The organism is Flavobacterium sp. N1994 (assembly GCF_025947145.1).
Lineage (GTDB): Bacteria > Bacteroidota > Bacteroidia > Flavobacteriales > Flavobacteriaceae > Flavobacterium.
The window spans coordinates 1712718-1724506 of sequence record NZ_CP109999.1; the positions used below are offsets into that span (position 1 = coordinate 1712718).

At 36.7% G+C, this 11789-nt stretch carries 5 protein-coding genes and 1 tRNA gene; 2 read left to right on the top strand and 4 right to left on the bottom strand.

The genetic code is table 11. The features are described from left to right. Positions 1-151: 151 nt before the first annotated feature. Positions 152-6424 carry an SBBP repeat-containing protein gene (locus OLM53_RS07620; RefSeq protein ID WP_264519642.1) on the bottom strand — a complete coding sequence of 2091 codons (6273 nt, stop codon included), beginning with the start codon at positions 6422-6424 and terminating at the stop codon, positions 152-154. An 872-nt stretch (positions 6425-7296) separates the two neighbouring features. Here OLM53_RS07620 and OLM53_RS07625 point away from each other — a divergent pair. Both OLM53_RS07625 and OLM53_RS07630 read left to right on the top strand, forming a co-directional pair. After that, the gene (locus tag OLM53_RS07625) at positions 7297-8013 is read left to right on the top strand and encodes a helix-turn-helix domain-containing protein (protein ID WP_264519643.1); all 717 of its coding nucleotides are present in this window, start codon (positions 7297-7299) and stop codon (positions 8011-8013) included. Between the two features lie 228 nt (positions 8014-8241). Further along, entirely contained in the window at positions 8242-8592 is a 351-nt protein-coding gene (locus OLM53_RS07630) for a hypothetical protein (RefSeq protein WP_264519644.1), read from the top strand. Between the two features lie 242 nt (positions 8593-8834). Here the strand turns inward: OLM53_RS07630 and OLM53_RS07635 are convergent. The 3 genes from OLM53_RS07635 to ftsZ all read right to left on the bottom strand — a co-directional run bounded on the left by OLM53_RS07635 (position 8835) and on the right by ftsZ (position 11744). Further along, positions 8835-8908: transfer RNA gene (locus tag OLM53_RS07635), tRNA-Arg, on the bottom strand. A gap of 10 nt (positions 8909-8918) precedes the next feature. Further along, on the bottom strand, positions 8919-9368 hold the full coding sequence (locus OLM53_RS07640) for a GatB/YqeY domain-containing protein (protein ID WP_264519645.1): 450 nt from the start codon (positions 9366-9368) through the stop codon (positions 8919-8921). Between the two features lie 384 nt (positions 9369-9752). Beyond that, positions 9753-11744 (bottom strand): cell division protein FtsZ, encoded by a 1992-nt coding sequence (ftsZ, locus tag OLM53_RS07645; RefSeq protein ID WP_264519646.1) that lies wholly within the window; start codon positions 11742-11744, stop codon positions 9753-9755. Positions 11745-11789: the final 45 nt, after the last annotated feature.

Below are 11789 nucleotides of genomic sequence, written 5' to 3' on the forward strand. Positions count from 1 at the left end.
TTGTGAACTCAGTAGACTTATTTTCAAATCTAACAATAAAATTTCTTGAAAAATTTATGAATTATTAATTAATAAATCATGCCTCATTGTATTGAAGAATAAAATAAAACCATGCATTCATCAGATTTTTATTTAATAAATTAAACCTAACTTATCTCTTAACCACCCTAACGATTTCCACACTATCCTCTTGTGATACAACCACGTTGTAAACACCTGAAGGATATCTGTCTCCGATGGTGGTGTTCTCCATATCAGATACATTAACCTCACGTTGTTCTATTAACCTTCCAACCATATCGTACACTTTTACGCCTACAACTGATTTACTTGAAGTAGTAACATCTAACATAAAGTTATTGGCAAATGGGTTTGGATACGCTGTAGCTTTAAATGGTAATTTAACTGTTCTTGGTGGAGCTGCTGTGAACATATCACAAGCGGTTGAATAATCTCCAAACACACCATTTAATTTAATAGCTACCGATACGTTATAGTTTTTACCTAACTGTGCAATCGAGAATTGATTCAATCTAAAGTTAGAATAAGTAACAATGATTTCTTGTGAATTAACTACATCCTCTCCACTAATTTCATCTAACTTCACTTTATAATTAGGGAAACCTGGGTAAGGTGTAATATTCAACTGTTGTGTTAACGATGTTGCAGTTGACAATCCACATTGTGATGGTACTAACGATGTAGTTGGGAAGAATGGGGTTTGAACGATACATTCTGAACCAAATCCTGACCATACTGTTACACTATTATTCAAAATACTATACTCTACCGCGATAGAATACTGTGTATTGTAAGCAAACGTAATGCCTTGGAATGCTACTAAAGATGAGAATCTGCTAGCATTTGGTAAGGAATAGTAATACGTTGGCGTTGGCCCATTATCAGTAGTCATTCTTATACGGAAACGGTATCCTGTAGCATAAGCTGCTGGACTAGCTGTAATACCTGCATTCAATGTCGCTACTTGTGAACCGCAAGTTGGTGCAGCTAAACCAATCAATGGAATTGATGGAGTTAATACAGTACACTCTGCCCCATAACCTGATTGAACTGGTATACTTGTTAAAGGATCCGTGTAAGTATATTGTACTGCCACTTTATAGCTTGAATTATACTGCAATGGGAAACCTGCAAATGAATTAGCTCCCACAAAACGAGTTGCTGAAGGAGAGAAACCATACGTTGGTGTTGGTCCATTATCACTTGCCAATCGAATACGGAAAGTATACCCTGTAGCATTCAATCCTCCATTAGCCGAAATCGTAGAAGACAAACTAACCAAAGTAGCACCACAACTTGATGAACTCAATGTAATCAATTGAACCGTAGGTCCAGTTACTGTTATAGTATTTCCGTAGAAAGGAACAACTTCATCATTAATCACTGCGGATACTTTAATAGTATAGGTAGCACCATATACATGAAGTGCTGAAGGAATAGTTACATATCGTGAGGTTTGAATAATATCGGCTGAAGTAACATTAGTAGTTACATTAGTGATAGAGAAACGATATTTAATATTTGAAGTTCCTGGATAAGAATACCCTACCGCTGGAATGGCTGTTGATAAGGATACCAAAGTAGTATTGTTGTACGATGGTGTCATATTTACAACTACTGGTGCACATCCTTCAGACATTGCTCCACTACAATTATCATCAATATTGTTATAACAAATCTCTGTTACTCCTGGATTAATAGTGGCCACAGCATCATTACAATCTCCACCTAAAAGACTATAAGCTGGAGCAAGATTAGAACAAGTTACTTGACTAACCGCTGAATTACCATAACCATCACCATCTAAATCTTGATACCAAGTAAGAGCACTAACAACAGATACTATTACTGTAGCAGTATTATTAACTGAACATGGTGAAGTAGCCGCTTGAGTATAAGTATAAGTTCCTGCACCTGCTGGAGCTGGTGACCATGTTCCTCCCGCTGCTGGTGAACCTGTTAAGGCGCCAAACAACATTCCTGTAGTTAAAGTAGTAGTAGAACAAATAGATAATGTTCCGTTACTTCCTGCACTTGCTGGTAAGGCTTGTTCAGTAACTGTTACTGTAGCTGTATTATTAACAGCACAAGGTGAAATAGCAGTTTGTGTATAAGTATAAACCAATCCTATATTAGACCAAGTTCCTCCTGCTGCTGGCGAACCTCCTAAAGCAGCAAATAATTGTGCATTACTTGGTGTTGTACCTGCACAAACAGTTAAAGTTCCATTTGTCCCTGCACTTGCTGGTGCTGGTTGAACCGTAACAACTACCGTAGCTGTATTATTAACAGTACATGGCGAAGTGGCCGCTTGAGTATAAGTATAAGTTCCTGCACCTGCTAAAGCTGGTGACCAAGTTCCTCCTATTGCTGGTGAACCAGTTAAGGCACTAAACAACAGTCCTGTGGTCAAAGGAGTAGTAGAACAGATTGTTAATGTACCATTACTTCCTGCACTTGCTGGTAAGGCTTGCTCAGTAACAGTTACTGTAGCTGTGTTATTAACAGTACATGGTGAAGTGGCAGCTTGAGTATAAGTATAAACCAATCCAACGTTTGACCAAGTACCTCCTGCTGCTGGAGAACCTCCTAAAGCAGCAAACAATTGTGCATTACTAGGAGTAGTTCCTGCGCAAACCGTTAAAGTTCCATTAGTTCCTGCGCTTGCTGCTGTTGGTTGAACCGTAACCACAACTGTAGCAGTATTATTAACTGAACATGGTGAAGTTGCTGCCTGAGTATAAGTATACGTTCCTGCACCTATTGGAGCTGGTGACCAAGTTCCTCCTGCTGCTGGTGAACCACCTAAGGCTCCAAACAACAATCCTGTTGTTAAAGTCGTAGTAGAACAAATTGTTAATGTACCATTGCTTCCTGCACTCGATGGTGCTGGCTGAACGGTAACACTTACCATTCCTGTGACAGTATTATAATTGGTTGTATCAGTAGGGGTAAAAGTATAGCCTTGATTAGCAGTACCAGTACTTGGTGTAGTACTCGGTGTAGTAAAAGCAAATGTACCCCCCACACTAGCAATACCTCCACTTAAAGTAGAAGAGGCAAGAGAATTACCTAAACAGATACTGCTTGCTATAGGAGCAGTAGTAATGCTTGGAGTAGCTTTTGTTACCGTTACACTTACCGTACCTGTAACTGTAGTATAATTAATGGTATCTGTAGGGGTAAAAGTATAGCCTTGATTAGCAGTACCTGCATTTGGTGTAGTACTTGGCGTAGTAAACGCAAAAGTACCTGCTACACTTGCTACACCTCCACTTAAAGTAGAAAAAGCCAATGTTTGACCATAAGTTATATTACTTGCTGTAGGTACCGTAGTTATCGTTGGGATATTTCTAGCCCACTGTGCATATAATGTTATATTGGCGGCAAAGGAATAACTAGCTCCGTCTGCATAAGCTGTTCCTGATCCATTAGCTACAGTATTCCATCCTGTAAAATGATAACCAGTTTTGGTAAAGGTATTGGTTGTTAATGCCGTAGAAGCAGAAGCTACCTGACTGGTCATTGTGCCAGAACCAGTATTATTATCGAAAGTAACGGTATATATAGTACCATATTTAGCTATAAACCCATAGCTCTTGCCTACTTCTCCTGTACTTAAGTTAGTAGTGCCACTACCTGGGTCAAAATCTACTGTGTCCAAAAATTGACCCGTAACCAAAGCATTGCCATCACTATCTAACTCCAGTGAATTTCCTATATCGTTACCAGTTCCTCCCAAACTAATGGCCCATACATAATTACCCGAAGTGTTGTACTTAGCAACAAATACATCATTACTTCCCGCACTTGTTAGGTTGGCAGTACTTGCACTTGGGTCAAAATCAGCTGTACCAGCAAAATAACCAGTTACAAACACATTGTTATTACTATCTACTTTCAATGAATTTCCAACATCTGGACCAGTAGATCCCATATTTTTTGCCCATACATAAATGCCCGAAGAATTATATTTAGCAATAAAAATATCACTACTTCCACCAGCACTTGTAAGGTTTGCAGTGCTTGCACTTGGGTCAAAATCGGCTGTGCCAGTAAAATAACCCGTTACAAACACATTGCCATTACTATCTAATGCCAAGGAATATGCAATATCATAACTAGTACCGCCCATATTCTTTGCCCATACATAATTGCCCGAAGCATCATATTTCGCAATAAAAATATCATTACTTCCCGCACTAGTTAGGTTAGCTGTGCTTGCACTTGGGTCAAAATCAGCTGTGCCACTAAAACTACCCGTTACAAGCACATTGCCATTACTATCTACTGCCATGGAATATCCATAATCAGAACCAGTACTGCCCATATTTTTTGCCCATACATAATTACCCGAAGCATCATATTTAGCAACAAATATATCATAACCTCCCGTACTTGTTAGGTTGGCAGTACTTGCACTGGGGTCAAAATCGGCTGTGCTACTAAAATTACCCGTTACAAGCACATTGCCATTACTATCTACTGCCACGGAATATCCATAACCATAACCAGTACCGCCTATATTTTTTGCCCATACATAATTGCCCGAAGCATCATATTTCGCAATAAATATATCACTAGCTCCCACACTTGTTAGGTTGGCAGTGCTTGCACTGGGGTCAAAATCGGCTGTGCCTGCAAAATAACCAGTTACAAGCACATTGCCGCTACTATCTACTGCCATGGAACTTCCATAATCATAATTAGTACCGCCCATATTTTTTGCCCATACATAATTGCCTGAAGCATCATATTTTGCAATAAATATATCAGTACCTCCCGCACTTGTTAGGTTGGCAGTGCTTGCACTTGGGTCAAAATCTGCTGTGCCATAAAAAACGCCTGTTACATACAAGTTACCTGAGCTATCTTTTACAATATATTTTGAAATTAAACTATTTGAAGAATTGTAATTACCCAAAATACCCGCATCATTATAAATACCATTTGTGGTATAACTCGCTATGAAACCATTTTGTACGGGCGCATTCAAGTTTGCAGTGCTCGTACTTGGGTCAAAATCTACCGTGCTATTAAAAAATCCTGCTACAACCACACTGTTAGTATTCACTGATAATGATAAACCCTGCTCATCACCTGTACTTCCAAAGCTAGTTGCCCCTACATAATTACCCGAAGTATCATATTTAGCAACAAATATATCTTTACCTCCAGCACCTGTTAGGGTGGCAGTGTTTGCACTAGGGTCAAAATCAATTGGCGTAGTTCCATTTATATAACCTGTTACAAACGCATTACCACTACTATCTACAGCTATGGAATTTCCGTAATCATCAGCTGTGCCACCAATACGATTAGACCATACATAATTTCCTGAGGAGTTATATTTTGCTATGAATATATCACCAACACCCGCACTTGTTAGGTTGGCTGTACTTGCACTTGGGTCAAAATCGGCTGTGCCATTAAATACTCCCGTTACCAGCACATTACCATTACCATCCAACGCTAAAGAAATACCAACATCAGTATCAGTACCGCCAAGACGATCAGCCCATAGATAATTGCCCGAAGAATTATATTTAGCTACAAATATATCAATACCTCCAGCCATTGTTAGGTTGGCAGTGCTAGCACTAGGGTCAAAATCTACAGTGCCTTGAAAATAACCTGTTATCACTATATTTCCACTGCCATCCACTGCTAGTGATCTTGCTTCATCAGAACTACTTGATCCTATACTTTTTGCCCAAACATAAGTTCCAACAGTACTGTATTTAGCAAGAAATATATCGTCAGATCCTGACGCACTTGATAGGTTTACAGTGCTTGCACTTGGATCAAAATCTACTGTACCGGTGTAATACCCTGTTATGCTTATATAACCATTATCCACCGACAGGGAAAAACCTTTATCATCACCAGAACCACCTATTTTATTGGCCATTACATAATTACCAGAAGCGTCGTACTTAGCAAGGAATATATCATTACCTCCACTAGCTACAAGGTTGGCAGTACCCGAACTAGGGTCAAAATCTGCAGTGCCGTTAAAATAACCGGTTATATACACATTACCACTACTATCGAGCGCTATGGAATTCCCCACTTCGATACTTGTGCCACCCATTCTAATTGCCCATACATATTTACCCGTTGCATCATATTTAGCAATGAATATATCTGAATTCCCAGCACTTACAAGGTCGGCAGTGCTTGTACTTGGGTCAAAATCGGCAGTGGCAACAAAAGAACCTGTTACATATCGGTTGCCCGATCCATCCAATTTGATGGCATTCACAACAAGAGTACTACCTGTTGGAAATTTGGATCCAATTCCTTTTGCAAAAAGCAAGGAAGGATTTTGTGCTCTAACAAAGCTACAAGACAGCAGCAGCAATAATGTTAAAATACTGATTTGTGTTTTTAATTTTTTCATTTTTAATTTTTTTGATATTTGAGGTTACAAAACAATAGTAAAAATTAACTATATCCAATATCGCCTTTTGGTTTTCCTTGTTTTAAAATTTGATTTCCGTTTATTGGTAGAACTTTATCTTCTTACTAGTTTCTCGGTATGGTAGAAGTTGAGGAGCAAATATAAAAGTCCATAAAATGAGATTCATTTTAGCGAACTCAATTAGTAAAACAAAAACAAATCGTATTTTATAAAAAAAGAAGTTCTATAATATAGCTAAAAAAGAAGTTTTAAGCGCTTATAATATGCTTTTTTCCAATTATTCGGAGGTATTATCCTTTTTATGAGATATTTGGTTTCATTTTTTTTATGATTATTACAGTACTTTTGAAACTTCATTTTAAACAAATATTGAGGTTGAAATAGCGCTCTTCATTTAAAACAAAATTAGCTTTATGTTAAGTAACACTATATTATTAATTACTTCCATATTAGGATTTTTAAGTACTGCTTTAATCTTAATAAAAAATAAAAGCAATGGGAATTCATTGATTAATAAATACTTGATTATTATCACTGCCAATGTCGCTATACGCTTTTTATTTCATTGGATATCAGAATCCTACCCAGAAATGCATATTGGCAAATTAATAACCATAATAGATGTTAGCTTTGTGATGTTGATACCCTGTTATTATCTTTATTTTCAAAACATTATCTATGAAAAAAAGTTTGAATTATCTAATTTGATGCATTTTATATTTCCACTAGTATTAGGAAGTATTTTTATCTCAAATATCTTTAACTCTACTACAATAAAGGAGTTGTTTTTAAAGCTGTTTTTCGTTCTCGCTGTTATATTTTATATTTTCTATGCTATAATTGGGTTCATAATGCTTTATAAACATGTGTGGCGTCGCACAACTCATATTAAGATTATTCAAAAGCAAAATGACCAAATCAAAAACTGGTGTTTGTTTTTGTATTGTTCGTTTGTTTTAATTTTTATCATACGATTAGTTAATATTATAATTGCACATAAAATTGGAAATGTAAGCAATGATAACCTTTGGATGCCCGCTTTAGTTTGGATAGCTATTTTTGTAAAAATAATCTTGAGTCCCGAAATATTATTTGGTTATGACATTTTAAACAAAACTATAAATAGTACTACCGAAAAAATGGTACTCAATAGCGTTTGGAACATTGAAGGTACTTCTTTACCCATTAGCAGCAATAAGGATAAAAAACTGGAAGAAAAAATGAAATCATTGTTAATGGTATATCTGCATCAAATTGAAGAACTTTCGTTTCATACCCATACGTTCCGAAATCCCGATTTAACTATTGACGATATTGCAGCCACGTTAAAAATTCCTAACAGCCATATTCATTATATTATCAAATTTCATTGCAACGAAAGTTTTTCAGATTATAAAAAAATTGTGCGCATTAACGACGCTACCAAATTACTTGAAAATGGCTATCTTATAAATCACACGGTAGAATCTCTTGCATTAAAAGTTGGATTTTCTTCCTATAATACTTTTATTATTGCTTTTAAAACCATTACAGGAGTGACGACACAGGAGTATGTGAAGCGGTTTTAAATAGAGGGTTCGGATTGATCTCTTTGTTTAAAATTAATTTTTTATGTTTGCATTCATAGTTGGTTTCCTTTTTTTACATTAATAATTTTCATTACGTATAAAAGCAAAGCAAGATGTTTTTTTCAATCTTATTTTACTAGGGTTAACAATCATTAAGGGCTTTTTTCTTTACAGAATAACACACCTCTAATTTACCCATTGTCAATGCTAATAAATAATATATTTGTTATGCGTAAGCTTATGTTAGCTTTAGAAAAAAGTACTTCAGGAAAAAAGGAATATAGAAAATCAACGCGTAAATCTTTTAGTTCAAACAGAGTGTTGGAGCATCCTGCAAGAGTGTTGAACCATCCTGCAAGAGTGTTGAAGCATCCTGCAAGAGTGTTGGAGCGTCCTGCAAGAGTGTTGAACCATCCTGCAAGAGTGTTGAACCATCCTGCAAGAGTGTTGAACCATCCTGCAAGAGTGTTGGAGCGTCCTGCAAGAGTGTTGGAGCATCCTGCAAGAGTGTTGAACCATCCTGCAAGAGTGTTGGAGCATTCACGAAGAGTGTTGAAGTATTCACGAGGAGTGTTTTAAGAAATCCCAAAGAAAATCTTGACTCATAAAAAAGCCGAACGCAGAACAGCAGTTTGTAACTACTGCTACGTCTGTGCTTTCTTGGAAAATCCTGCGGATTTTCAAAAGGTATTTTGTATTTGGGATAAGTAGTGATAAATTTACGCAGCAGTCATAAGCTGCGACACGGTATATGAGGAAAATGAAAAATCCCGTATAACCAAAGTTTTACGGGATTTTGTTGTAAACCAAATGCGATGTTGTGACCCCGGCAGGGTTCGAACCTGCAACCATCAGAGCCGAAATCTGATATTCTATCCAGTTGAACTACGGAGCCATTATTAGTATTATACTAAAAGTTTCTTAACAATAGAAGATATAGTTTTCCCTTCTGCTGAACCGCCTATTTGAGCTGAAGCTAGTCCCATAACTTTTCCCATAGAAGCTATTCCAGACGCGCCAGTTTCTGCAATGATTTTAGCAACGATTGCTTCTACTTCATCCTCTGATAATTGAGCTGGAAGGAATTTTTCGATGACAGCGATTTGTGCTAATTCTGGTTCTGCTAAGTCTGGACGGTTTTGTGTAGTGAAGATAGTCGCGCTGTCTTTACGCATCTTTACTAATTTCTGCAATATTTTGATCTCGTCGGCTTCTGTAATTTCTTCTTTTGAGCCTGTTGCAGTTTGCGCTAATAAAATTTCTGATTTGATGGCACGAAGGGCTTCTAAAGCTATGGTATCTTTTGTACGCATAGCATTTTTCATTTCGTCCATTATTTGGGTAGCTAAACTCATAGTTTAAATGTTTAATTTGTTAGATTGTATTCAAATGGTTTGCTTTTTAGCCCCGATGATTTGAAATTAAAAGGAGGACAGCCAGTGGCTGTCAGGTATTTTTACATTATCAAAAAACCTCATTAAATCCTAATAAAACAACAACTTAAAAAGCCATGCGAAGTTAAAAAAAATAACCCGAAAATCTCAAAGAAATTTCCGGGTTACAAATTTTGGGGTTTCCTGTAGATTAATCTACATTATCGTGCAAGAAAGAATTGTTAGAACATTTGAAATTAAAAGGAGGAAGCCCGGTGGGCTTTAGGTAGATGAGTTTTAACTCATTTCTATAAAAAACCCGCTTCTTCCGAAACGGGTTAAAGATTATAATGGATAGCTATAGAATTAATCTACATTATCGTGCAAGAAAGAATTGTTAGATCGCAACTGAGTATCATCATTACTATCGGTTCCTACTGACATTCTTGAGTTGGTATTCCCTTGTGTGTTAGTTGACAAATCCACGCCATTGCGTTTGTAAGCTGGTTCTTTTTCTAGTTCCTCAATTTTAGAAGGATTGTTATGGAACTTGTAATTGAACTCTTTTAATTTTCTTCTTCTATCGTCAGCTCTGTGTTTCAAAGTCTCCTCAATCGTCATTTCCACTGGTGAAATATCTTCAAAATGATTTACTGTTGAAATTGGTTTTTCGACATCCAATTGTTTCATCGTGATGTTCAACTCTTCTGCAATTGGCTCTTCCACTACAACAGCTGCTGCAGGTTTTGAGTTTAACAAGTCATTTTCTAACTCCATGTACTCTTCCAAAGAATATTTGATTATACCTTCCTCATTCAACTCGGTCACTGGAACAAATTGCACTGGTTGGTTTACTTCGATATTATTTGGCGAATCAGACAAATCAAAAACGATTCTACTTTCTTCTACAGCTTCTATTTTTTCAACAGTTTCTACTTTCTCAAAGGTTGGCATAGCCGGAATATCAAAAGTAAAAGTAATTTGCTCTTCTTCTTTTTCGATAGCTTGAGATTCCACCACTTTCATCTCACGAACTTCTGGAGTTGTTACATTGAAGTCGATATCATTTATTGGCGATACGATTTCAAAGGTTACGTCTAAGTTTCTAATGAAATGATTCATAGCAATCAATTCGTTTTCGTCTATAGAAGCAACAACAGCAGGTGCTTCAAAAACAACTGGAGCTTCTACTTCCAACTCGTCTTCGATTAATTCAAAAACGATTTTTTCTTCTTTAGCTTCAGTAACAGGAGTATCAATAATGGTTTGGAAAACATCAACTGACTTTTGTGTTAAATCACGCTCTAATTTATGCTCACCATCTAAGGAATGAATTATTTTCTTAGCTTCTGTATTTACAATTCCATTTTGTTGTTCTACATTAAAACCTGTAGCAATGATAGTAACTGCGATAGCTTCGCCCAATGTTTCATCTTCACCAACACCCATTATAATATTAGCACCATGTCCGGCTTCTGATTGAATATGGTCATTGATTTCTCCAATTTCGTCAATAGTAATTTCGCTAGAACCTGAAACGATAAGCAACAATACGTTTTTGGCACCTGAAATTTTATTATCATCTAACAAAGGAGAATCTAAAGCAGAAATAATAGCGTCTTTGGCGCGATTATCTCCAGTTGCTGTAGAAGAACCCATAATAGCTGAACCACTATTTGACAAAACAGTTTTGGCGTCTTTTAAATCAATATTTTGTGTATAATGGTGTGTAATTACTTCTGCAATTCCACGGGATGCTGTTGCCAACACTTCGTCAGCTTTTGAAAATCCAGCTTTAAAACCTAAATTTCCGTATACTTCTCTTAATTTATTATTATTGATAACAATCAAAGAATCTACTTGTTTTCTTAACTTTTCTACACCTAACAAAGCTTGTTCATAACGCACTTTCCCTTCAAATTGAAATGGTTTTGTTACAATTCCAACCGTAAGTATCCCTCTCTCTTTAGCCAATTGAGCGATTACAGGCGCAGCACCTGTTCCTGTTCCTCCACCCATTCCTGCCGTAATGAAAACCATTTTGGTATTGGTATCCAACATTTTTTCAATATCACCAATACTTTCAATAGCTGATTGTTGACCTACATCAGGGTTTGCTCCAGCACCAAGTCCTTCAGTTAAGGAAACTCCTAATTGAATTTTATTTGGCACAGGGCTATTTTGAAGTGCTTGAGAGTCGGTGTTACAAACAATGAAATCTACGCCTTTGATTCCTTGTTTGAACATGTGATTGATAGCGTTACTTCCTCCGCCACCAACTCCGATTACTTTAATCACATTTGATTGATTTTTTGGTAAATCAAATGAGATGTTTCCAAATTCTGAGTTGCTTATCATACTGCTTGGGTTTGTTAGGTATTATATATTCTAAATTTTATTTTG

Excerpts from the sequence above, each read along its gene's own strand:
- OLM53_RS07620 (WP_264519642.1), bottom strand. The coding sequence starts at position 6,424 with ATGAAAAAATTAAAAACACAAATCAGTATTTTAACATTATTGCTGCTG.
- OLM53_RS07625 (WP_264519643.1), top strand. The coding sequence starts at position 7,297 with ATGCTTTATAAACATGTGTGGCGTCGCACAACTCATATTAAGATTATT.
- OLM53_RS07630 (WP_264519644.1), top strand. The coding sequence starts at position 8,242 with ATGCGTAAGCTTATGTTAGCTTTAGAAAAAAGTACTTCAGGAAAAAAG.
- OLM53_RS07640 (WP_264519645.1), bottom strand. The coding sequence starts at position 9,368 with ATGAGTTTAGCTACCCAAATAATGGACGAAATGAAAAATGCTATGCGT.
- ftsZ (WP_264519646.1), bottom strand. The coding sequence starts at position 11,744 with ATGATAAGCAACTCAGAATTTGGAAACATCTCATTTGATTTACCAAAA.